This is a genomic window from Streptosporangium sp. NPDC023963 (assembly GCF_040639135.1).
GTDB lineage: Bacteria > Actinomycetota > Actinomycetes > Streptosporangiales > Streptosporangiaceae > Streptosporangium.
Map to the genome: position 1 here is coordinate 560,850 of NZ_JBEZZK010000004.1, position 19,515 is coordinate 580,364.

The following is a 19,515-nucleotide window of genomic DNA, read 5'->3' on the forward strand; positions in this document are numbered from 1 at the left end:
CTTCTGCCAAGCAGCAGAGCTTTCCTGGTGGCGCTCTACTCGTACGGGAGCGTCATCGCGAGCATGTCGTCTTCCCTGCCCTCGACCGCCGCCAGCGCATACTCCTCCAAAGCCTCACGTGGCAGCCGCCGCAGCCCGGTGCCAGAGGGCAACCCTTCGCCTACGGTGATGAACGCGTCGTCCCAGCCGTAGGGCACGACTTCGCTGCCCTGCATTCTGCGGGCCGAGGAGCCTGTTTCGTTGGCCCGGGCGAACCGGTCCTCGCTGTAGTCGCCGCGTTCCTTCAGCTCGATCTCGGTCTCGGCCCGGGTGCCGATCCATTCGGGGCCGGCATCGGTTACCGACCAGATCACGTAGCTGTCCCGATCGGGCGCGACCTTGATCAGGTGAGACGCCACCACAACCCCCTCCTGCCGGCCAGTGGCGGGCCGTCACGTCCCAAAAGTACCGTCGGGGTGGGCAGACGGCTTACTGTTCCGCTTCGCCAGCTGATCGTTCGCGGTGGAACGGGGTCAGGTTCCGGGTTCGGCGGGCGGGGTCAGCTTCTGTCGCAGCGAGGCGGGCGTCCACGATGGGTCCGGCCCGGCGGGGGGCGGGGCGCCGTTCTCGTTGAGGGTGTCGGCGATCTCCTCCAGCGTGTGGCCTGCTTCGACGAGGGCGGTTATCTCGCGGACGATGTCGGCGGGGGTCGCGTCGGCGGAGGTCGGTGTGTCGGCTGCCATATGACCACGGTAGCCCGGCAACGGGTGCGTTTGACGATTGTTGGCATCCGGCGCCGTGTTTTGACGATTGTTGACACTCGGCGCCGTGCTCAGGTCTTGTGCGCGTGGCCGCATCCGGTCGTGCCGCTCTGCGGATCGTCCGTCGCCTGGGATTGGCGCTGCCTACGCTGAATGCGACAGATCCCCCAGAAGAGAGGTGATCATGATGGGTCATGCGCGGAGCGGCCAGGTGCCGCGTCTTCGCCTGGTCGACGCCGAGGTGAGCGCGGAGCCACCCGCCTCCGGCGTCCCGTTTTTCGTGCTCGACTCGGGCTTTTCGATGTGCGGGGCGTGCGGGACGACGCTGACGGGTGAGGCCCGGGCCGGGGCTCGCCACTACGTGTGCGATGCGTCGCGTGGCGGCTGCGGGGCTGTTCGGGTCGCGGCTGGTCCGTTCGAGACGCACGTCGCCTGCCAGGCGCTGGCCATGCTGGCTATGCCGTGCGTGCTGGAGCGGGCGGGCGAGCTGGGCGTCGCGGACCTGGCGCAGGTGACGCCGGGTGCGTTGGCGAGCTGGTGGGAGTCGGCGTCCTTCCCTGACCGGCAGGCGATGATCGGCACGCTGCTCGATCGTGTGTGCGTCACCCCGGCGCCGGGCCAGGAGGACGGTCTGATTGATCAGGACTGCTTGGCCTTCGTGTGGACGTCGCCGCTCCCTTGAGCTGGACGCCGGTAGGCGTCGGCACGCAGAAACCCCGCCTCGGGGGCGGGGCTTCGGGTCGGCGCCTACCAGGCGCTGCGGGCCTTGGCGATCCTTCCTGACTTGCGGGCCTTGGTGAGCAGAGACAGGAGGATCTCGGCCTCGCCGCGGCCTCCGAGCACGAGGCTTTCGATGAACTCCTGCTCGTCGGGGGTGGTGCCGGTCTCGTCGAGGAGCTGGTCGACGCGGGCCATGACGTTGGTGGAGTCGCTGATCTCGCTCATGATGACCTCCGGTGGAGTCGGTGATTTCTGGTCTGTGCTGGAGAGCCGGCCTTGGCCTTCGGGTTAGGCCACCTGGAAGGTGACGCCGTTGGTGAGGAGGATCTCGGCGAGGCCGCCCGCCTCGGCGGTGGGGATGTCGACGGTGACCGTGGAGCCCTCGGCGATGATCTCGAAGGTGGTGGTGGCGGTCATGGCGACGTCCTTTCGGAGGTGGAGGAAAGGCTTTTTCTTATATCTTTATCATAGGATACTATGAATTCGATAGTCCAACGGTTGGCGTTGAAAATGCCGGAATTTTCGCCGGATTCGCCGACCGGCGAGGCGGGGCCCGGCGGGGCTCCGCCTCGCGTGTTCAGCCCTCGCAGATGCAGTGCTCGCGCGTAGCGGGCGGGGCGCCGTAGAGGCGGGCGCCGAGCCGGAAGATGCGGGCGAGAAGCTGACAGAGTTCCAGGTTGTCCGCGTGCCTGCCCTTGGCGGCGGCAGCCTCCCGCAGGAAGGGAAGGAGGAGTGCCATCTCGGCCTCGCTGAGGACGAACACCTCGCCGCTCTGAATGCGTGCGATGTGGTTCGCGAGTTCCTGAGCCATCGTTTTCTCCTTCGTGTTGACGGTACGAAGATTCGGATTGCGAAAGTGCGTGCCTTATAGAAAATGGTCCCTGTGGAATTTTCAATTTGTTATATCTAAATCATAGCAATCCGTGATCTTGGTGGCGTGAATTGCATCTTTGAAAGCAGGGAAATTTCCGCAGGATCACCATGCCGCCCGGCCACGGCCTCACCCCCGCGGGCCGGGGCCTCGCCCTCCGCGCCGTCCCGGTCGTTTACCGGCCGCCGGACCCGAAGCTCCGCGTGTAACTGATCGCCGCCCCCGGCCCGGCCGGGTTGGGGCGCTGCGCGAGCGGCGCGTGAACGACGGCGGCGCCGCCCGCTTCGGGCAGCAGGCCGTACACCAGGTACACCGACGCGTCGATACGGCCAGGCGACATCGGGTCGGTGGGCATCCAGTGCGACCACTCGTGTTCGAGGTCGGGGAACACGCCGCGCAGCCGCACCCGGTCCTGAATCATCTGCTGGGCGATCGGTTCGGCCCGTAGCAGCTTGCCCTGCTTGGCGCGGACCGTCTGCACCATCGGCTTCAGCTTCTTCGGCGGGATCTCGCCGTCGCGCTGCAACGTCTCCCAGGAGGTGTTGATGGCCAGCTCGCACATGTCGCCGCCGTAGTTGGTCTCCACGTAGATGATCGCCGCGTTCGTCTCGTGCGCCAGTCGGCACGCCGCCGTCGACCACTCCGCCGACGACATGACCCCCGACCAGTCGTGGGTGATCCACACCCGGTTGTCGTCGCCGAGGAACCCTCCGACGACGCCGGCGGTGTCGCGGCCGCCGCCGGACGGGTCGACCGCGACGGCGATCTTCTGCGGTTCGACGCCTTCCCCCCGGTCGCGGAGCTGCCGCAGCAGCTCCGCCGATACCAGGGCGCCCTCCGACGGCTGCGGGTCGCCTTGGCCGAGCGCGTGCCAGTCCCGCACGATCGACGTGCGTTTCATGTCGTGCCACCAGGCCAGCAGCGCCGCCCGGTCCCGGGTGCGGATCTTCGGGTGGGGCAGCGGGTCTCCGGGCTGCCTGCCGAGCGGGTCGATACCGAACTTCGGGTCGGCGATCGCCGGCAGGTGCACGACCTTCCACCGGCCGCCTTCCTCCAGGCGGCCCTCCTCGGCGAGGCGACGGCCGGCCAGGTCGTCCGGATGCCACCTCGTCAGGATGATCACTACGGCGTTGCGGTCGGGCTGCAGCCGCTTGAGCGCGGTGCTGGAGTACCAGTCGTGGACGGCCTGCCGCATGCGTGAGGACTCGGCGTCGGCGCGGTCCTTGTGCGGGTCGTCGACCACCAGCAGGTTCACGCTGAACCCGGTGAGGCCCGCGCCCACGCCGACGGAGCGCACCCCTCCCCCGGTGGCCAGATCCCAGTCCTTGGCCGCCCCCGAGCCGTCCTTGACGTGCAGGCCGTACTCGTGGCCGTGCTCGTCGACCAGGTCGCGGATCACCTTGCCGCGGCGCAACGCCAGGTCATCGGAGTAGGAGGCGACAGCGACCTTGTCCTGCGGGTACGTGCACAGCCACCAGAACGGGCCCCACTCCGCGACAGAGGTCGACTTCCCCACCTGGGGCGGGGTCACGATGAGCAGCCGGTCGTAGTCGCCGCGAGCGACACCGACGAACGCCTCGCCGATCACTCGCAGGTGCGGCCGCATCCGGAAGCCGTCGTCCAGGCCGCGAGCCAACGACACCGGGGTCCGCAGCAGGTCTTCTCTGGTGGCCTGCGACGCGGCGGCCAGCTGCCGATACAGGTCGACGTCGTCGAGGTGGCCCAGCCGGTCGGTGAGGTCCTGGCCGCTCAACCGCGGACGCTGCCCTCGGCGCCTTCGCACCGGGCCGGCCGGCGGCTACCGGCGATCGGCCCGCGTGTGATCAGGTGCGGCGGCCGTCGGCGCAGCACCGCAGCTACCTCGTCGGCAAGACCGGCACCAACCGTGGACACAAGTCGCCCCTCTGTGGAAGGGCCCGGCCCACGACCAGCGGCTGCGGCACATGGTACTGGAGCCGCCCGCAGCCTCCCGGACGCGAACGCGCCGCCAGCTGCGGGGGGTCACTCGTCGTCGAGGTCGCCGACCGCTTCGATACGCCGCGCCACCTGGTTGGCCAGGGCGGCGAGCTCGGCGCGGCGCTGCTCGGGCGGCAGCTCGGCGAAGCGGGCGACGAGTGCCGCCGTCGGGTCGACGCCGCCGGGCCCGGTGATCGCGATGGTGCTGGTCGGGTCGCCGAACAGCTGGCGGCGCAGCCGCATGGTGGTCTCGGCCAGGCGGGTGAACTCGGTCCACGTCATGGTGTCGGGCCGCATGTTCGGCAGCGCCTGGCCGACGAGACCCGTCATGGCGCGCAGGATCGTCGCGTCGGATTCGGCGGCTCGGCGCCGCTCCTGTTCGAGCATGGCCTGGTACTGCTGCGTGTTGTGCGCGTCCCAGGCGGCGACCCGTTGCTGCCACAGGTAGGTGGTGGCGAGGTTGCGGGTGTGGCCGTACGACAGTGTCAGTTTTTCCGCAGCTTTCGTCAGCGTGCGAACGATCCCGAGGTCACGGTAGGTGATGAACTGTCCGTGTTTTTTCGCGGTTTCGCCGGGCTGGCGGTCCCAGGGCTGCACGGTGGGGTCGAGCTGGAACGTGGTCATGTGCCTCCTCGGGAACAGTGGGCTCCGGTCGAGCGGTTCGGATGCGTATCCCCGGGGGGTGCTGGGCGGCGCTGGGGGCGGTGTGAGCGGGTGGTGGTGCCGGGGGTGGGGGTGGGGGTTCAGCCGGCGGGGACGGGTTCGCTGCCGGTGTCGCTGTCGGCGCTTTCCTCACTCTCGAGGCGGGCCAGCTCGACTTCGCGGCGGGCGAGGTCGGTCAGGAGGGCGACCATGGTGGTGAAGTTGCGGATGTCGCGGCAGCGGCCGAACTCGTAGACGGCGGCGGAGAACTCTTCGAACTGGTCGGCGGAGGCGACGCCGATGAGGTCGGTGGCGTTGTCGATGACCTTGACGGCGTCCTTGAACTCTTCCATCTGGTGGGGCAGGAACATCAGGGTGGCGACGCGCCAGTCGAACTCGCCGTGGGGGATGGACAGCTTCGTGTCGTCGGGGTTGACGGTGGGCAGGGCGTCTTCGGGGAGGCCGGTGGCGAGCAGATCGTCCACGTTGTCGATCATTGCGACGAGGTGGGCGAGGATGTCGCGGTCGGTCTCGCCGTGGAGCTCGTTGTGCGCGATCTGCTTGGCGATGATCTCTGAGCGGCGCATGACGCGCGTGTCGACGATGGCCCAGACGTGTGAGAGGCCGGCGGCGCGGGTGGCGCGGCAGCGGTGGTGCCCGCTGATGACCTCAACGGGTCCTTCGCCGCGGGGCTGGTGGCAGTACGGCATGCTTTCCAGCGCTCCGCGGTTGCGGATGTTCTCGGTGAGCCGTTCGAAGTGGCGGGGCTGCATCACCTGCGCGTTGATGTCCTGCTCGCGCAACGAGGCGATCTCGACATTCATGACCCACAGGTCGTCGCCGATTTTCAGCCTGTCGGGCGACGGCGTGCCTTTCGCCATGTCTTCTCCTTGGTGAGGAAGCGGGTACGGATGTCGTCGATGCTGTCGTTGGTCCAGTCGGCGCGGTAGGACAGCTTGTATCCGTCGGGGTGGCTGTCGCGCTTTTCCAGGGTCATGAGGCCGCGCAGTCCTTTGACCTCGGGGTGGCGGGTCATCTCGACGGTGACCAGGCCGTGGGAGGCGGCGAGCAGGATGCTGGACTGGCCGGTGAACACCTGCTTGGCGGTGTCGCGGCGCAGCGCGAGCATGGTGATCAGGCGGGTCAGCCGGTAGTTGAGGGTGGGGGCGCCGAACGCGAACCGCAGCAGCAGGTGGGACTGCCAGCGGCTTTTGCCGTGCGGGAAGGGCCGGGTCATGGTTTCGGCGCCGTAGCCGATGACGCCGGCGGCGTAGCCGTCGAGGGCGACGAGCAGATTGTAGGAGCCGGGGGTGGCCGACAGGCGGTGCATCCACAGGCTGCGGTAGTAGTCGCATTCGCTGCCCTTGACGGGGATCAGCTGGATCGTCGAGGTGTCGGTGACCTCGTGGTCCGGCGGGATGATCGGCAGCGGGGCGGGCTGGTAGCTGCGGGGCGCGCCGAGCGCCACCTTGGGGCCGCCGGTGTAGGTGAAGATCTCGTCGGGCCGGTTGGAGATGACGTACGCGCAGGAGCCGGGGCCGAGCGGGTGGGCGAACACCGGGCGCGGGTGGGCGGCCTGGCCGGTGCGGTCCTCCTGCAGGAACATCAGCAGCGCGGCCTTGCCTTCCATGTCGTCGGCCAGGCGCTGCATGTCGGTCTCGGGGTCGAAGATGCTGTACGGCGGTTCGGCCCATTCGATGCGGCCACCGGTGTCGAAGAACTTCTCGAAGCCGCTTTTGTACGTGGGAGGGGCAGCCACGATGATCGTTGCCGGGTCGTCGGCGACCTGCGCGATGTGGTCCCACATGCACTGGGGGCGGAACGTGATGCCGGGCAGGCGGTCGACGAGGCCCTGCAGCGAGTGGCTCAGGTGGGCGCGGTGTTCGTCGGCGCGGTCCACGAGGTCGATGACGAGGCTCTGCCAGTAGTCCACCTCGGGTTTGGCCTGCATCCGGGCCAGCCAGTGGACGTACAGCAGGTGCGCGGCCTGGGCGACGGGGTCGGCGTCGGGCAGTTCGACGGGTTCGCCGTCCAGGGTGATGCGGAGCGTCTCCAGGTCGCCTCCGGACAGGAGGGTGCCGACGATGGAGGAGTAGAGGGTGACGTCGCTGCTTTCCATGGCGTGCGGGGAGATGCCGGCGTTGGCGGCGACGAGCGTCGCGGCGAACGATCCGACGCCGACCTCGACGTAGCGGGTGTAGCGGTCCTTGGGGAGGGCGTTGAACACGCACCGGTAGAACGCCCTGTCGGGGGCGGCGGAGTTACCCGCGAAGAGCACTCCGGGGGCGGCGAATCCTGGCATGAGATTTCCTCCCGTTGTGCGTAGACCGCAGAGAAGGATTCGAACCTTCGACCTTCGCCTTAGGTCTCCGGCTTACGCCGAAGGGCGGTGCTCTATCCACTGAGCTATCTGCGGTGCAGTTGCAGCGTCAGAATGCTAGCAGTTGCGCTGGCCCTGACGGCTCCTGCGGTTTCTTTGAACCGGACCCTGATTGGATTTCCGGTACGTCCCAGCCGTAGTTGTCGTGGAACCATTCAGCGGCCCAGCGGCGGTGGCACGCCTCCCCTGCGTTGACGTTTTCGTAGCAGAGGAGAACGCCGGTCTTACCGGGGTACTTGGCGGCGATTGCGGTGAGTTCCCGCAGGATGTCGGCCTGGTGGGCGACGAGTCGCTTGGTGTAGACCCACCGTTCGGTGGGGATGTCGTCGATGTCCTTATAGGGGGGTGCGAACAGTTCGTGCGGGGCCAGAGACATTGCCCTTTCGTACGGGTAGCGGATAAATCGTGGGTGGCCGACGGTGATGCGGATAGGTACGCCGGTTTCCGGGTCGAAGTCCTTCCACCGGCCAGTCGCCAACCGCATCGATTGGCCGTCTACTTCAATCATGAAATCCATTCTAGCTGCCACTTAACTAACGTTAATTCCCTTTACTGAGTTTGCGGCAATTGTTTTTGCTGTGGCTATTGTCCTTTCGCCGGTGGCGGGGCCGGGCCGGGAGCGGGCGCCGAGGGGCCCGCTCCCGGCCGCGTCTCAGGCGACGGCCGCGGCGTCGGCTGCGGTGTTGGCTGCGGTGTTGGCCGTGGCGTCGGGGGCGATCCGCAGGGCGCCCGCCCGTACGGCGGCCGCCGCGCTGGCCTGCCGCAGCGTCGTGACGGCCTTGGCGGCCTGGTCCTTGAGGTGGTCGATGCGCATCCGCTGGGCGGGCAGGCCGCCGGGGGCGCCGGCCAGCAGCATCGCCAGCTCCGCGGGGTCCATGGTGGCGATCTCGGCCAGGATGGCGCCGGCCGCGCCAAGCCGCTCGATCTTCCCGAGGAGCTGGCGCCGGTCGGCGGCGAGCCGCTCGCGCTCGCCCTGCGGCAGGTCGAGCTCGCCGAGCAGGTCCCCCTGGTGGCCACCGGCCGCGGCCTGGGCCGCTTCGACGGCGTCCTTGGCCAGGACGAAGAAGCTGCCCTGGCTGGCCTGCGCCTCTTCGGCCCGGCGGCACGCCTGGGTGAACGCCTCGGCGTCACGGATGGTGGCGAACTCGCCGCGGGCGAAGCGGGCCAGGAACCGGTCCTGGTTGTCTTGGGAGATGCAGGCGACGTACCAGGCGAGGCCCACCGGGATGTGCCCCTTGAGCAGTGCCTCCTGCGCCGAGGGGGACAGCTTCAGCAGGTCCAGGCGCAGCTCGACGAAGTTGAGGGACTTGCCGCAGACGGTGGCGACGTCCTCCATGGTGTAGCCGAGGTCCATCAGCTTGCGGAACGCCCTGCCTTCCTCCAGCGGGGTCATGTCGACCCGGCCGACGTTCTCGGCGACGGCCTTGGCGAAGGTGCCGGGGTCGTTGTCCTTGACGCCGTGCATGACGAGGCAGTGCATCTCGGTGAGGCCGGCGATCTGTGCGGCCCTCCAGCGGCGCTCCCCCATCACGATGGTGTAGCGCCTGGTCGCGGGGTTGTAGCGGACGCTGATCGGCTGGAGCAGGCCGACCTTCCGCATGGACGCGGCCAGCTCGTTCAGGGCGTCCTGGTCGAAGTGCTTGCGCGGCTGGTCCGGGTCGCGGTCGATCCGGTCCACCGGGATGCTCTTCTGGCTGAGCTTGACGCCGTCGGCCGGCTTCTCGGCTGCCGTGGTGGTCGCGGTGCTGGTGGCCATCTGGCCCTCCTTGGGGGTGGTGGTGACTGCCTCGCTTATATCTAAATCATATGACACTATGCTTTTGATATCTAACTGGGGCGGGAATTGAAGCGAGAAAAATCCCCACCCCGGCACGGCGAAGCCCGTGCGCGAGCCCACCTCACGCAACGAGTTGCAGCTGCCTCGGCCCCCGCAGCCCTTTCTCCCACGCATCGTCGAAGCCGGGGCCGATCTTGTCGGGGGCCAAGGCGGGCGCGACCGTCAGCATCTCCTCCACGCACGGGAAGTACATGTTCTTGCGGTGGGCCCAGACGCGGCGGTGCGCGCCGTCGCGTTTGACCGGCTTGCCCAGGGTGCGGGCGCGGGCGGCGAGTTCGTCGAGCATCTCGGCGCGGCCGCCCACGCCGACGCGGACGAGGGAGCGGGCGGCGTTCGCCATTTTCATGGCCTCCCCCTCCTTCTTCCGAAACGCGCGTTTCACCTCGTACAGCGCCCATTCCTGGTCGGCGAGGTGGCGGGCGAACTGGCGCAGCAGCGGGCGGGCGCCGGGTTCGGCGGCGAGCATGCTGACGAGCTGCTCGCCGCCGGCCAGGCCTTGGCGCTGGTTGAGCGCGACGGCCAGGTGCTCCATGAGGAGCGGCAGCATCGCCTGGTCGGGGTCGGCGATGTAGCGCGGGATGGTGCGCTCACGGCCGCCCTCGCTCGTGAGCGCGAACGGGCAGAACGTACACGCGCTCTTGATCCATTCGACGTCGAGGTGCTCGCGGATGTACGCCTGCGCGTGCTCGCGGTGCCACCCCCAGTCGATCAGCGGGTAGAACGGCGTCCGGCCGGGCATCTTCGACGCCTTCAGGTCGATCCGCATCCGGCTCAGCTCGCCGAGCTCGAAACCGACCGCGTGCTCGTAGGGCAGGCCGCCGACGGTGTCGAGCACCCACCGGTCGAGAACCCAGCCTTTGAAACGGATGCTGCAGTCGCGCCGTCCGCCGACCTGCGGGACGGTGCCGACGGCGATCATCTTCTCGCCGAGGGTGTAAGCGCCGCCGAGGTGGCACACGTACGGCTGGCGGGTGTCGTCGAGGACGACGATGCCCGCCGCGTCGGACTGGCCGGCCCGGGCGACCTGCACGGTGCGGATGCCGTACCGGCGCAGGAGCGGGAACACGAACCGTTCGACCAGGCGGGCGGTCTGCGGCCACTCGTTGCCGGTCTGGGCGATGAGCACGACCAGGTCGCGCAGGTCGAAGTCGCGGCTGGAGGGGTCGAGGATCCGGCGCAGCAGGACGGCGGTGGAGTCGACGCCCAGGCCGTAGGAGAGGATGACCCAGCGGCGGACCCGGTTACCGCTGGCCGCCGGAGCCGCCACCGTCATCGGATGTCCTCGGGCAGGGCGCCGTGGCAGGTGACGGTGTAGCCGGGGGTGCGCATGTTGGCCTCCGGCTGGGAGCCGGCCCAGTCGGTGTCCTTGACGGAGAAGACGAGATGCCCGGCGGGGCACAGGATCAGGACCCGGCCGTGGGCGCGGCGGATCACGGGCCGGCCCTGGTGGGGGCGGGGCGCGGACGGGCCGCCGAAGAGGGTGAGCTGGGTCATGCGGCACCGCCTCCCGGCCCGGAGGCGGGCGCGCACGCGGCGCCGGTCACCGCTCGGCCTTCGCGGGCAGCTCGGCGGGGAGGTGGGAGCCGTGCAGGCCGAGGCGGGTGACGTAGCGGAAACAGCCCGGGTAGGCGTCGTTGACGTGGTCGACCGCGGCGGCGTAGGCGGTGGCGTCGCAGGTGGCGGCGACGGGGAAGCAGTACAGGGTCCAGACGCCTTCGGAGAACATCCACACATCAGCCCGGTACCAGCGCGGGGCCGAGCTGGCGCGGGCGGCGCGGCGGGCCAGCATCCGCTGCTTGATCACGTCCTGGGGCGGGGCGGTCCAGAAGTGCCCGCCTACCGGGTTGCCGTCATCGTCGAGCATGTCGGAGTGGTAGCGCCTCACGTGCTGCTGCTTGTCGACGCCGCACCAGCGGCAGCCGCCGGGGACGGGCATGGCGGTGATCGGCTTCCACGGGGTGCCGGGCTGGTCGCGGTAGACGATGCGGCCGCCGATGTCGCGGCCGCTCCACTCGGTGATCGTCCGCTGCAGTTGGGCCTGCGCCCAGGCCAGGATGCCGGGACCGTCGGTGGCGCGGGCGGTGTGGGTGGTGCCGTAGACGAGGTCGGTGTAGCGGTACGCGAACTCCATCTCAGGGTCTTCCTTCCGGGTGGCGTAGAGCCGGGAGCGGGAGGTGGTGTGGCCCCCGGGCCTGGCGGCTCGGGGGCCGGTGCGGGCTCAGTAGGCCAGGAGGGCGGCGGCCATCTCGCCGACCTCGGGGTGTCCGTCGACGACCAGTTGAAGGACCCGGCACTTGATGGCCGAGACGACTTCCTGGGCGACCTCCTCGTCGACCTCGTACAGCTCGCCCACCTTGTCCAGGAGCAGGCGCAGGGCGGCCATGTCCGGTACCGCCGCGATCTCCTGCGGGATCTGCGTGCCGCGCAGGTAGCACTTCATGCGGTCGGCGATCAGTTCGGCGAGCTCTTCGGCGAGGACGGGCATGGGGCGCTCCTTGGTGGTGTCAACTACCTGTTCTTATATCAATATCATATCAATATATACTTTCGATATAACAGTGTTTGGCTAGTTGAGCTGGGAAAATGTCACCGCATGGCGGTGCCGCTCAGACCGCACCTATGCGCTCAAGCGGCTGGCAGCCCGCCCAGCTCCGCGATGCCGAACAGACCCAGCCGAAGGAACGTCTCCCCCGCGAGTTCACATGACCTGTGCGGACGTGGTCGCCAATCGACCAGCGTGGATGGGACCGATTTCGCCGTCCGCCTGACCGCGCATTTGACGCGTCTCACACTGATGCCATGACGGACTTCCTGATCGATGCGCGCAACCGCCTGATCCCCCCGGAGAGGCTCCTCCAGGTGGTGGCCCTGCTGAACATGCCGGACCAGGGCGAGGGTGGGCTTGACGACGGCGTACCGGAGGCGCGGCAACAGGCGACCCTGTATCGAAAGATCGCCGAGTGGGCGCTGCTCTCCGCGCAGGCGGCCGAGACGCTTTCCCACCTCGATTTCAGCGGCATCAGAAACCATTACGCCTACGTCGTGGAGTACACCGACGAGCACACCGCGAAGTGGCATGAGGCTCCCGGCGACGCGGCACTGGGCACCGACCTGTCGGCCGACACCCCGGAGACGGTCGTCCGGGCCGTGCTCGACCGGTACGTGAAGCATCTGGCCGAAAACCGTGACGCCTACGAATTGTGGCTGGTGGACTCGATCTCCCTGCGCGTCAGCGTCTGGAACACCCACGTGGTGGCCGGCTCTCATCCGAGGGTGTTGCTGCCCGGCGACGGCGGGCCCCCCGTTCACGCGCGGGTGCTGCAGAGGGCCGGGGTTTCTCCGCACGCCGTCGAAGTCCGGACACCTGTGCAGGTACATCGGCTGGTGCAGGACCAAGCTCTTCAGTAGCGGCCCGTGGCAGGAGGTCATCGGATTGCCGCTCCAGCCAGGACCGCCTCGGCCGCGTCATCGAGCGGGTTCAGGAGCAGGACGGTCGTGTCCGCCTGTGCGGCCAGGGCGACCGCGCGGCGTGCGGAGGTGAGGAGTTCACCGGTGCGGGCGGTCGCCCGGTCGGTCAGCTGCCGCTCGGTCCACGGCTGGCGCGGCCGGCCCGATGCGGTCAGGCCCTCGCCTCTGGCGGTCACCGTGGTGGCGAGGTAGGCGCGGACCAGCTCGTACAGGGCGAGGGTGGCGTCCGCCGCCGCGGCGTCGCCGGCAGCCTCCAGGCGGGCGATGTCGAGGGCGGCGAGAATCTCCTCCATGGACAGGCGGTCGGTGAAGCGCTGGCCCAGCTCGATCTCCGCCTGCCGGTAGTCGGCGGCCAGGACCGGCCGCAGCGCGGCCGCCAGCATCAGGTCGTCCATCGAGGCGAGCACGCACAGGCTGCAGCTGAGCCGGCCCAAACCCCAGCTGTACCCGGCGTGCGGGCGTAGCCCCGCCTTCTTGATCTCCGCCCACACGTCCTGGATCGTGAAGTGCAGGATCGGGAGCCAGCGCGTGATGCGCCGGTTGCCGGAGGAGCGGCGCTCGTTGAGCTGGAGGATCGGCTGGGCGGCGCGGGAGGCGGACTCCTCAGCGCGCAGGCCGAGGCAGTACAACACCTCCACCGGCCGGTCGCTGGGCACGCCGAGCGCCGCCCAGAACTCGGCGACGGCCTCGGTGATCCACGTCATCGACGGGCCGGTCTTCTGATCCGACGTGCACCAACGGGCGTTGTGGGCCATCCATTGGCGGCGCTGGCCGAGCAGCTGATCCCACAGGCCGCCGCCGGGGCGGCGGCGGACCACGACCTCGAAGCCGTACCGTGCGGCGTGTTCCCGGACAGCGGCTTCGACGCCCCACCACTCGACCGGCTCGCCCGAGCGGGTCACGCCGAGATGGTTGTGCAAGACGACCACGCGGCCGCGGTACCCCTGCTCGCGGATCTGCTCGGCCACGTACGCCAGCAGCGCGAGACTGTCCTTGCCCGCCGAGCTGCAGATGACGATCAGGTCGTAGGCGAGGAGGTTCAGCGTCGGCCGCGCGCGGCGCTCCAGCTCGGGGATGCCGAGGGTCAGCTGCATGGCCGGCCTTGCAGCTTCGCGACCTGGCCCAGCTCGACCGTGAACCGGATGGTGGAGCGGCGCGGATCGACGCTTACGCGCCAGCTCCAGCTAGGGCAGACGGTGTGCAGGGCGTGCTGGTGGGCGGTGGTACCGGGTAGGAGCTGGTCAGGCACGGTGGTCACCTTCCTCAAGGGGTTGCGTTGCCACAAAGCGGGCCCGCTGCGGTCATCCGCCGAGGCAGGGCTGGCAGATGCGGATGGGCGTAGCCGGGGCGTCGGCGGCGGGCTGGGACTCGACGTGTGCGGCCGGGGCTCCGCAGTGGCGGCAGATGTACGGCGCGTCCGGCGCGAACTCGCCAGCGGCGCAGCAGCGGCACAGCAGCCGTCCGTCCCAGGTGCGGATCCAGTGGCGGGCGGCGGCCTCGTCGGCGGCGGCCTGGCTGTCGTGGTGGCCGGTCAGCACGCCATCGTCGGTGGCGCGTTCGTCGACCTCGCCGCAGCCGTCGCAGTCGGCGACGTAGCAGGGGCGGCCGTCCCGATGGATGATCCAGTGCGGCCTTCCCGGCACGTCTCGGACCAGGCGGGCGAGGTAGTGCTCGACGACGGTGATCTTCGCGAAGTGCATGGGAGCGCCGACCTCGTCGACCGCCTCCCCCATGATGCCCGCCACGGCGTAGCAGGGGTGCGGCAGCTCAACCAGGTGCCGGTCGGCCAGGTCGGCGATCTGGTGGGCGAGGATCGTACGCTCGGCTCCGCGTGGCGTCTGCCGGTACGCGGCGACCAGGTCGATCAGGTCGTTGCCGACCGTTTCGTACAGGGACTCCTCCAGGCGATGCATCAGGGCATGGGCGAACGACACGGTCTCCTCCGGACGGGTGGGGGCGGGTGGCCTTCGCGCGAACGGCCACGCGAAAACCACCCACCTAATATCGAATGCGTATTTACATATGCTTTGGATAGCGCGCTGGGGGTACGGGTGCCGGGTGCGGACGCTCTCCGGCCGGAGGCCGGAGCTCAGGGAGCGCCGCCCGGTGACACGTTCACACCATGTCGTCGAAGTTTTCGATCTCCGCGAGGTGCTCGGCGAAGGCGCGATGACTTTCCTCTTCGCGCCGCCTGCGCTCCTCGGTTTCGTCGGCCGCGCCCATCCCGCCCAGGACCTCCACGATCTCGTCCAGCGTCGCGGGCCTGTGCTCGCCGAGCGCGGCGAACAGGGCGGGAGCCTCAGCGAACGCGTCGAGCGACACATGCACCTCGACGAAGGGGCCGCCGAGACCGTAGCCGACGGTGAACTTCGCCTCCCAGACACCCCCCTCAGCGCCGCACGCTCTCACGTACAGCTCGGACGGCGTGCGGCGGTGGTACGCCAGGCGACTTTCAGGCGGCATGGCCATCTCCTGTCGAATGGGGCCGGTTTAAGCGGCTGCGGACGGCTCTGAGACGGCGGTGAAGGGGCCGGGAAGTTCCACGTCGTGGAGGGTGTAGGACTCGTCGCCTTCCTGACGGCGTCGGATCTTGAAGTACAGCTCGACCGCCTCCTTGTCGTCCTCCGGCGGCTCCGGCACATGAGCGTCGTCGGCGACCCGATCCCAGGTCTCGCGGATTATCCCCGCGAGGTGGGTGACGGCCTTCTCCTCCGAGCCGTGCACGGTGACCTCGCCGGTGGTGCGGGCGTCGGTGTCGTGATGCAGCACCCACACGGTCACATGGGTGAGCGTGGCCGCGACCGCCGCCGGAATCGTCACCGCGTGCAGCCAGTACCACTCGTCCTTGACCACGCCGAAGAACGCGTCGACCGCGTCCTGGTCGTCATCGGGCGGGGTTGCTGGCAGGTCCGGGTCGCTGCGGCCCGCCCACCGTTCACGGACCTCGATGGCCAGGCCGTGGATGGCCGCCTTACAGGAGCCGTGCAGGACGACGTCGCTGGGGCTGCCGTCGTCGAACTTCAGCGCCCACACCGTCACCCACTCCGGTCCGGGAGCGGTGGCGCCGGGCGCGGCAGGCGGCAGGTCGATGTCGCGGACGGAGAAGTCGTAGGGGCGGTGCCTCCATCCGGCCTCGTTCAGCACCTGGTGGTCGACGCCGAAGCGCATCGCGTCGGTCAGGGCGCTTTCGATCCGCTCTCGGGCGTGACGGGTGAGGCCGATGCCGGGGACGTCGGACTCGCGGTGCCAGGTGGTGCGTCCGCCGTGGACGGATACCAGGCTGACGCGGGGGCCGCGGGAGCTGTGAGGGATGGCGTGGGAGAAGTCGGCCGCGATACGAGACGCGGCCGGAAAGTGCTCACGGATCCGGTGGGCGGCCAGGGCGAGGCAGCGCTGCAGGTGCTCGCGCCGCGCCTGATCGGCCGCCTGCCACGCCTGGTTCGTCAGGGCGGTCAGAACCTGGTCAGGGGTCGGGGTGGCGGTGTCGGGGCTCGTCATGTCGGGGTGCTTCCTGTCGGATGGTTCGGTGGGCGGGGTGGTCACGGCGTCGGCGTCTCCTCGGCGAGGATCCCGGCGTCCTGGATGGCCTGGATCGCGAACCGGCGCTGCACGTTGGGGGCCACGTAGCCGCTGACGTGCTCGTCGTAGTGCTCCAGGTGCGGCTGCAGCGCCTTCCACATCTCGTCGGTGAGCTCGACGCCGTGGCGCTCCTGCAGGTGGCCTGCGAAGTACCCCCGGTCGAGGTAGGCGACGGCGAGCCTGCCGGCGTCGGCCAGGTCGTGAAGCGCGGTCACCGCGTCTCCCGCGTAGACCTCCTCGATGAGCTTGCTCATCTGCTGATGCCGGATCGCCGCGGCGAGCATGCCGTCCGTGGGGACGGCGATCTCCAACGGCAGAGGGGATGGGGTCGTGTCAGTGTGGGTCATTTCGGAGTACTCCTGTTGAGTCGTTCGGGATTGCAGCAAGATGGCTGGTGGTAGCTGGTCAGGGGTGGGAGGTGTCCTCCTCCTGGTTCTCGTTGTTTTCGTCGTCGACCTTGAGCAGGCCCGCGACGACCTTTGCGGCGAACTCGTTCTGCACGTTGGGGAATTCGTAGTCGCAGACGTGCTCGTCGTAGCCGTCCAGCTGAGCCGCGATCTCCGTCCATCCGGCGTCAGTGAGCTGGACGCTGTGGTATTCGGCCAGGTAGCTGGCGAACCACTCGCGGTTCAGGTAGTTGATGGCGATCTCGCCGATGTCGGCGAGATCGAGCAGCGCCTTAGTGGCGTCGCCGTCGTACTCGGCGATCAGCTCGCGCAGAAGGGCGCGGCGGGTGGCGATCGTGCTCGTCATGGTGCGCTCTCCCGCGGTGTGCTGGCTGTCGGACGTGCTCATGAGTAGGCGGATGACTTCAGGTTCCGGGGGGCCGTTCGCGGGGGGTTTGGCGGCGGGGTGTCCGTCCGGTTTCGGGGTGTGCACGGGCTGTCCTTCCTGGTGAGAGCGGCCCCCCGGAGCGGGCCGCTCCGGGGGGCCGGGGGGTTAGAGGAGTCCGCCGTGGGCGGCGTACCAGCGGCCGAGGATCTCGCCGTACTCGTCGTGCTGGCCGTCGTCCACCACGATCACGTCGCGGCTGAAACCGCCGTCGGTGCGGACCGCGATGGCGCTCAGGCAGGTGGCGTTTCCGCCGGCGAGCTCGGCCTTGGCGTGCGCCTCGACGTAGCCGACGTAGTAGCCCTTGGCGGCGTCGGTGGCTCGGGCCTTGCGGGGGTCCTTGGCCTTGGAGGGGCCGAACCAGCCGCGGGTGCGGCCGTTGGGGTCGTCGGTGGCGAGCAGCACCCAGTAGTAGCCCCACTCGCCTTCCACCCGCTTGGCCGCCACCAGGTTGCCGCTGGTGTCGAAGAGGGCGGGGAAGACGGCCCGCCCGCCGGCCTCTTCGATGTCGGCCTGCAGGCGCTTCTCGGCGGCCATGAGGCCGGATGCCCACTGGGACCGGAAGCCGTCGGTGTCGCAGCGCTCGCGGGAGTTGTAGGTGTCGCGGTCGTGCTGGGCGGCCTGCTCGCGGAGGTCAGTGGCGGCGGTCATGGCGGGCACTCCTACCTGTAGGGGGAGAAGAAGTTTGCAATTCATACACTACACATGTGCGGCAACTGATGCAATTGTTTCCCTACAGGTGGGCGGCGGAATTTGGCCTCTGAACAGGAGTTTTTCCCGCCACCCCAGGGGGTGGCTACTCGTCGGCGGCGTCGCCGCGCGCCTCACGCACCTTCCGGGCGATCAGCTCCTGCACCTGCCCTGGGTCGAGCCCTTCCAGCTCGGCGCGGGTCACCTTCCCCCGCACCTCGTTGTACGGGACCGTGTCGGTGTGCAGGCGGCCGCCGTCCCGCTTCGCCTGCTCGCAGTCGGCGACCGACCACGGACCCGGGCCGCCGGTGATCCAGTAGTGCGACCACGGGATCGTCACGCTCTTGGGGTTGGCCCGCATCACCTCGACCGCCGTCCCCCACCGGGTGATCACGTAGACGCCCTTCTCCTTGAAGTCGTCGCGCGACCACAGCTTCACTCCGCGTTCGGCGGCCTTCGCCAGGATGTCCCGCCAGTATTCGAGCTCGTCGTCGAGCGCGGCGATGTCGCTCTCGTAGCGCGCCTTCGTCTTCGCGGAGACCGGCATCTGGCACCAGCGGGAGCCGTCGCCGTAGGTCTGCACCACCACCGCGCCGTCCGGCAGCTCCTCCCCCTCCCCCACCAGCTTGGTCGGCTTCTCCTCCATCTGGCGGACGAGGCGCCGGCGGTCGGCCTCCAGCTTGTCGATGCGGCGCTGCGTCCTGCCCGGGTCCTCCCGGTGCTGCTGGTAGTGCTCGGCCGCGGTGGCGCGGCCCGCCCAGTACTTGCCCGTGTTCCGCTCCTCGATCGCCTTGCCTTCCTGGCGGTGCGCCCAGTCGAGCAGGTTCCGGTCGGCGCGCTCGCTGTGGTGGCCGACGAGGATCGGCTGGCCGGGCGGCCGGTGGCGCATCCGCTCCCGGGTCCTCTCCCACCGCGCGTTCCCGGACGCCGTGTTGCGGTCGGCCCGCTCGCCGTAGCGGTCGGCCCGATCCTCCGCCCCCGCGTTGCGATCGGCTTCGGCTTCGGCGAACGACCGGCCCGGCGTCTCGTCGTCGATCGACACCTCGACGGTGAACCCGGCCGCCCTCAGGGCGCCGGCGGCGTCGTTGATGATCCAGGTCTTGGCGGCCTTGTCCCGGGAGTGCGGGACGTACAGGCCAACGGTGCGGGAGGAGCGGAACCCGCGGGTGCGGACGATCTCCCACACGCCGTCGCTTTTCCGGCTGCCCTCGATCAGGGTGCCTTCGGCGCGGGTGTGGACGATGCGGATCGTCGTGGTGGCGGCGGGGGCCTGGTCGGTGGTCATTGAGGTTCGGTCCCTTCGATCGTGACGGTGACGGCGTATCCGGCGTCGCGCAGCGTCTGGGCGGCGTCCGCGATGAGCTGGTGGTCGGCGGGGGCCCACTTGGAGTGGCGGACGAAGATGCCGGTGTGGCGGGAGGCGAAGAAGCCGTGGTCGCGGACGACGTTCCATACGCCGTCGCCGGGGACGGCGCCGAGGAGGCGGGTTCCGTGCTCGCGGCTGTGGACGATGCGGACCGCGTCGTCCGGGCTGACGTCGACGTCGACGGTGAAGCCGGCCGCGCGCAGCGCAGCGGCCGCCGATTCGATCTTGCCGAGTTTGGCGGTGCGCCCGCCTGAGCGGCGGATGCCGATCTCGTCGGTGGAGCGGAAGAACATGAAGCCGTGGTGGCGGACGATGGCGAGGACGCCGTCGCCGTTCACGGTGCCCCTGATGTAGGTGCCGTGCTCGCGGGTGTGGGTGATGCGCAGGGCGGGGCGTTCGGCGGGCAGAGGGTCGTGCATGACGACTCCTTTCGGT

Annotated in this window: 26 protein-coding genes and 1 tRNA gene; 2 read left to right on the forward strand and 25 right to left on the reverse strand. The window is 69.3% G+C overall.

Going from position 1 to position 19,515, the window contains the following annotated elements; genetic code table 11:
• Window positions 1-35: 35 nt before the first annotated feature.
• Window positions 36-398: a hypothetical protein gene (locus tag AB0F88_RS17035; RefSeq protein ID WP_362683977.1), complete on the reverse strand. Its 363-nt coding sequence runs from the start codon at window positions 396-398 to the stop codon at window positions 36-38.
• Between the two features lie 114 nt (window positions 399-512).
• Entirely contained in the window at window positions 513-722 is a 210-nt protein-coding gene (locus AB0F88_RS17040; protein WP_362683980.1) for a recombinase family protein, read from the reverse strand.
• Between the two features lie 196 nt (window positions 723-918).
• Between AB0F88_RS17040 and AB0F88_RS17045 the strand changes: the two genes are divergently transcribed.
• Window positions 919-1,422, forward strand: a complete 504-nt coding sequence (locus AB0F88_RS17045) for a hypothetical protein (RefSeq protein ID WP_362683983.1) — start codon at window positions 919-921, stop codon at window positions 1,420-1,422.
• Window positions 1,423-1,487: 65 nt separating this feature from the next.
• Here the strand turns inward: AB0F88_RS17045 and AB0F88_RS17050 are convergent, their stop codons facing one another.
• The 14 genes from AB0F88_RS17050 to AB0F88_RS17115 all read right to left on the reverse strand — a co-directional run bounded on the left by AB0F88_RS17050 (window position 1,488) and on the right by AB0F88_RS17115 (window position 11,631).
• Window positions 1,488-1,685 (reverse strand): hypothetical protein, encoded by a 198-nt coding sequence (locus tag AB0F88_RS17050; RefSeq protein ID WP_362683986.1) that lies wholly within the window; start codon window positions 1,683-1,685, stop codon window positions 1,488-1,490.
• A gap of 63 nt (window positions 1,686-1,748) precedes the next feature.
• On the reverse strand, window positions 1,749-1,877 hold the full coding sequence (locus AB0F88_RS17055; RefSeq protein WP_362683989.1) for a hypothetical protein: 129 nt from the start codon (window positions 1,875-1,877) through the stop codon (window positions 1,749-1,751).
• A 160-nt stretch (window positions 1,878-2,037) separates the two neighbouring features.
• A complete protein-coding gene (locus AB0F88_RS17060; protein ID WP_362683992.1) occupies window positions 2,038-2,271 on the reverse strand; it encodes a hypothetical protein in 234 nt (77 codons plus the stop codon).
• A 235-nt stretch (window positions 2,272-2,506) separates the two neighbouring features.
• A complete protein-coding gene (locus tag AB0F88_RS17065) occupies window positions 2,507-4,084 on the reverse strand; it encodes a terminase family protein (RefSeq protein WP_362683995.1) in 1,578 nt (525 codons plus the stop codon).
• A 248-nt stretch (window positions 4,085-4,332) separates the two neighbouring features.
• Window positions 4,333-4,911, reverse strand: coding sequence for a hypothetical protein (locus tag AB0F88_RS17070; protein WP_362683999.1), 579 nt, complete (start codon window positions 4,909-4,911; stop codon window positions 4,333-4,335).
• A gap of 119 nt (window positions 4,912-5,030) precedes the next feature.
• Window positions 5,031-5,810 carry a ParB N-terminal domain-containing protein gene (locus tag AB0F88_RS17075; RefSeq protein ID WP_362684002.1) on the reverse strand — a complete coding sequence of 260 codons (780 nt, stop codon included), beginning with the start codon at window positions 5,808-5,810 and terminating at the stop codon, window positions 5,031-5,033.
• Window positions 5,777-7,231: a hypothetical protein gene (locus AB0F88_RS17080; protein WP_362684005.1), complete on the reverse strand. Its 1,455-nt coding sequence runs from the start codon at window positions 7,229-7,231 to the stop codon at window positions 5,777-5,779. Before AB0F88_RS17080 ends, AB0F88_RS17075 begins: the two co-directional genes overlap by 34 nt.
• A gap of 24 nt (window positions 7,232-7,255) precedes the next feature.
• A tRNA-OTHER gene (locus tag AB0F88_RS17085) sits at window positions 7,256-7,345 on the reverse strand.
• A gap of 13 nt (window positions 7,346-7,358) precedes the next feature.
• Window positions 7,359-7,817: a hypothetical protein gene (locus tag AB0F88_RS17090; protein ID WP_362684008.1), complete on the reverse strand. Its 459-nt coding sequence runs from the start codon at window positions 7,815-7,817 to the stop codon at window positions 7,359-7,361.
• Between the two features lie 144 nt (window positions 7,818-7,961).
• Window positions 7,962-9,065, reverse strand: coding sequence for a ParB/RepB/Spo0J family partition protein (locus AB0F88_RS17095; protein ID WP_362684011.1), 1,104 nt, complete (start codon window positions 9,063-9,065; stop codon window positions 7,962-7,964).
• A 142-nt stretch (window positions 9,066-9,207) separates the two neighbouring features.
• On the reverse strand, window positions 9,208-10,419 hold the full coding sequence (locus tag AB0F88_RS17100) for a hypothetical protein (RefSeq protein ID WP_362684014.1): 1,212 nt from the start codon (window positions 10,417-10,419) through the stop codon (window positions 9,208-9,210).
• Window positions 10,416-10,640, reverse strand: a complete 225-nt coding sequence (locus AB0F88_RS17105) for a hypothetical protein (RefSeq protein ID WP_362684017.1) — start codon at window positions 10,638-10,640, stop codon at window positions 10,416-10,418. Before AB0F88_RS17105 ends, AB0F88_RS17100 begins: the two co-directional genes overlap by 4 nt.
• A gap of 46 nt (window positions 10,641-10,686) precedes the next feature.
• Window positions 10,687-11,277, reverse strand: a complete 591-nt coding sequence (locus AB0F88_RS17110; RefSeq protein WP_362684020.1) for a hypothetical protein — start codon at window positions 11,275-11,277, stop codon at window positions 10,687-10,689.
• Between the two features lie 87 nt (window positions 11,278-11,364).
• Window positions 11,365-11,631 (reverse strand): hypothetical protein, encoded by a 267-nt coding sequence (locus AB0F88_RS17115; RefSeq protein ID WP_362684023.1) that lies wholly within the window; start codon window positions 11,629-11,631, stop codon window positions 11,365-11,367.
• Window positions 11,632-11,945: 314 nt separating this feature from the next.
• Between AB0F88_RS17115 and AB0F88_RS17120 the strand changes: the two genes are divergently transcribed.
• On the forward strand, window positions 11,946-12,554 hold the full coding sequence (locus tag AB0F88_RS17120; RefSeq protein ID WP_362684026.1) for a hypothetical protein: 609 nt from the start codon (window positions 11,946-11,948) through the stop codon (window positions 12,552-12,554).
• 17 nt (window positions 12,555-12,571) lie between these two features.
• Here the strand turns inward: AB0F88_RS17120 and AB0F88_RS17125 are convergent, their stop codons facing one another.
• The 9 genes from AB0F88_RS17125 to AB0F88_RS17165 form a co-directional block, all read right to left on the reverse strand.
• Complete coding sequence (locus AB0F88_RS17125) at window positions 12,572-13,708, reverse strand: phosphoadenosine phosphosulfate reductase family protein (protein WP_362684029.1); 1,137 nt, start codon at window positions 13,706-13,708, stop codon at window positions 12,572-12,574.
• A 207-nt stretch (window positions 13,709-13,915) separates the two neighbouring features.
• Window positions 13,916-14,548 (reverse strand): hypothetical protein, encoded by a 633-nt coding sequence (locus AB0F88_RS17130; protein ID WP_362684032.1) that lies wholly within the window; start codon window positions 14,546-14,548, stop codon window positions 13,916-13,918.
• Between the two features lie 181 nt (window positions 14,549-14,729).
• Window positions 14,730-15,077 carry a hypothetical protein gene (locus tag AB0F88_RS17135; RefSeq protein ID WP_362684035.1) on the reverse strand — a complete coding sequence of 116 codons (348 nt, stop codon included), beginning with the start codon at window positions 15,075-15,077 and terminating at the stop codon, window positions 14,730-14,732.
• A gap of 27 nt (window positions 15,078-15,104) precedes the next feature.
• Complete coding sequence (locus tag AB0F88_RS17140; protein WP_362684038.1) at window positions 15,105-16,157, reverse strand: hypothetical protein; 1,053 nt, start codon at window positions 16,155-16,157, stop codon at window positions 15,105-15,107.
• Window positions 16,154-16,540, reverse strand: a complete 387-nt coding sequence (locus AB0F88_RS17145; protein WP_362684041.1) for a hypothetical protein — start codon at window positions 16,538-16,540, stop codon at window positions 16,154-16,156. Before AB0F88_RS17145 ends, AB0F88_RS17140 begins: the two co-directional genes overlap by 4 nt.
• Window positions 16,541-16,598: 58 nt before the next feature.
• Window positions 16,599-16,988, reverse strand: coding sequence for a hypothetical protein (locus AB0F88_RS17150; protein ID WP_362684044.1), 390 nt, complete (start codon window positions 16,986-16,988; stop codon window positions 16,599-16,601).
• A 144-nt stretch (window positions 16,989-17,132) separates the two neighbouring features.
• A complete protein-coding gene (locus tag AB0F88_RS17155) occupies window positions 17,133-17,675 on the reverse strand; it encodes a hypothetical protein (protein ID WP_362684047.1) in 543 nt (180 codons plus the stop codon).
• 145 nt (window positions 17,676-17,820) lie between these two features.
• Complete coding sequence (locus AB0F88_RS17160) at window positions 17,821-18,999, reverse strand: DUF3560 domain-containing protein (RefSeq protein ID WP_362684050.1); 1,179 nt, start codon at window positions 18,997-18,999, stop codon at window positions 17,821-17,823.
• Window positions 18,996-19,499 (reverse strand): hypothetical protein, encoded by a 504-nt coding sequence (locus AB0F88_RS17165; protein ID WP_362684053.1) that lies wholly within the window; start codon window positions 19,497-19,499, stop codon window positions 18,996-18,998. Before AB0F88_RS17165 ends, AB0F88_RS17160 begins: the two co-directional genes overlap by 4 nt.
• Window positions 19,500-19,515: the final 16 nt, after the last annotated feature.

Excerpts from the sequence above, each read along its gene's own strand:
- AB0F88_RS17040 (WP_362683980.1), bottom strand. The coding sequence starts at position 722 with ATGGCAGCCGACACACCGACCTCCGCCGACGCGACCCCCGCCGACATC.
- AB0F88_RS17050 (WP_362683986.1), bottom strand. The coding sequence starts at position 1,685 with ATGAGCGAGATCAGCGACTCCACCAACGTCATGGCCCGCGTCGACCAG.
- AB0F88_RS17055 (WP_362683989.1), bottom strand. The coding sequence starts at position 1,877 with ATGACCGCCACCACCACCTTCGAGATCATCGCCGAGGGCTCCACGGTC.
- AB0F88_RS17060 (WP_362683992.1), bottom strand. The coding sequence starts at position 2,271 with ATGGCTCAGGAACTCGCGAACCACATCGCACGCATTCAGAGCGGCGAG.
- AB0F88_RS17070 (WP_362683999.1), bottom strand. The coding sequence starts at position 4,911 with ATGACCACGTTCCAGCTCGACCCCACCGTGCAGCCCTGGGACCGCCAG.
- AB0F88_RS17075 (WP_362684002.1), bottom strand. The coding sequence starts at position 5,810 with ATGGCGAAAGGCACGCCGTCGCCCGACAGGCTGAAAATCGGCGACGAC.
- AB0F88_RS17080 (WP_362684005.1), bottom strand. The coding sequence starts at position 7,231 with ATGCCAGGATTCGCCGCCCCCGGAGTGCTCTTCGCGGGTAACTCCGCC.
- AB0F88_RS17090 (WP_362684008.1), bottom strand. The coding sequence starts at position 7,817 with ATGATTGAAGTAGACGGCCAATCGATGCGGTTGGCGACTGGCCGGTGG.
- AB0F88_RS17095 (WP_362684011.1), bottom strand. The coding sequence starts at position 9,065 with ATGGCCACCAGCACCGCGACCACCACGGCAGCCGAGAAGCCGGCCGAC.
- AB0F88_RS17100 (WP_362684014.1), bottom strand. The coding sequence starts at position 10,419 with ATGACGGTGGCGGCTCCGGCGGCCAGCGGTAACCGGGTCCGCCGCTGG.
- AB0F88_RS17105 (WP_362684017.1), bottom strand. The coding sequence starts at position 10,640 with ATGACCCAGCTCACCCTCTTCGGCGGCCCGTCCGCGCCCCGCCCCCAC.
- AB0F88_RS17110 (WP_362684020.1), bottom strand. The coding sequence starts at position 11,277 with ATGGAGTTCGCGTACCGCTACACCGACCTCGTCTACGGCACCACCCAC.
- AB0F88_RS17115 (WP_362684023.1), bottom strand. The coding sequence starts at position 11,631 with ATGCCCGTCCTCGCCGAAGAGCTCGCCGAACTGATCGCCGACCGCATG.
- AB0F88_RS17120 (WP_362684026.1), top strand. The coding sequence starts at position 11,946 with ATGACGGACTTCCTGATCGATGCGCGCAACCGCCTGATCCCCCCGGAG.
- AB0F88_RS17125 (WP_362684029.1), bottom strand. The coding sequence starts at position 13,708 with ATGCAGCTGACCCTCGGCATCCCCGAGCTGGAGCGCCGCGCGCGGCCG.
- AB0F88_RS17135 (WP_362684035.1), bottom strand. The coding sequence starts at position 15,077 with ATGCCGCCTGAAAGTCGCCTGGCGTACCACCGCCGCACGCCGTCCGAG.
- AB0F88_RS17145 (WP_362684041.1), bottom strand. The coding sequence starts at position 16,540 with ATGACCCACACTGACACGACCCCATCCCCTCTGCCGTTGGAGATCGCC.
- AB0F88_RS17150 (WP_362684044.1), bottom strand. The coding sequence starts at position 16,988 with ATGAGCACGTCCGACAGCCAGCACACCGCGGGAGAGCGCACCATGACG.
- AB0F88_RS17155 (WP_362684047.1), bottom strand. The coding sequence starts at position 17,675 with ATGACCGCCGCCACTGACCTCCGCGAGCAGGCCGCCCAGCACGACCGC.
- AB0F88_RS17160 (WP_362684050.1), bottom strand. The coding sequence starts at position 18,999 with ATGACCACCGACCAGGCCCCCGCCGCCACCACGACGATCCGCATCGTC.
- AB0F88_RS17165 (WP_362684053.1), bottom strand. The coding sequence starts at position 19,499 with ATGCACGACCCTCTGCCCGCCGAACGCCCCGCCCTGCGCATCACCCAC.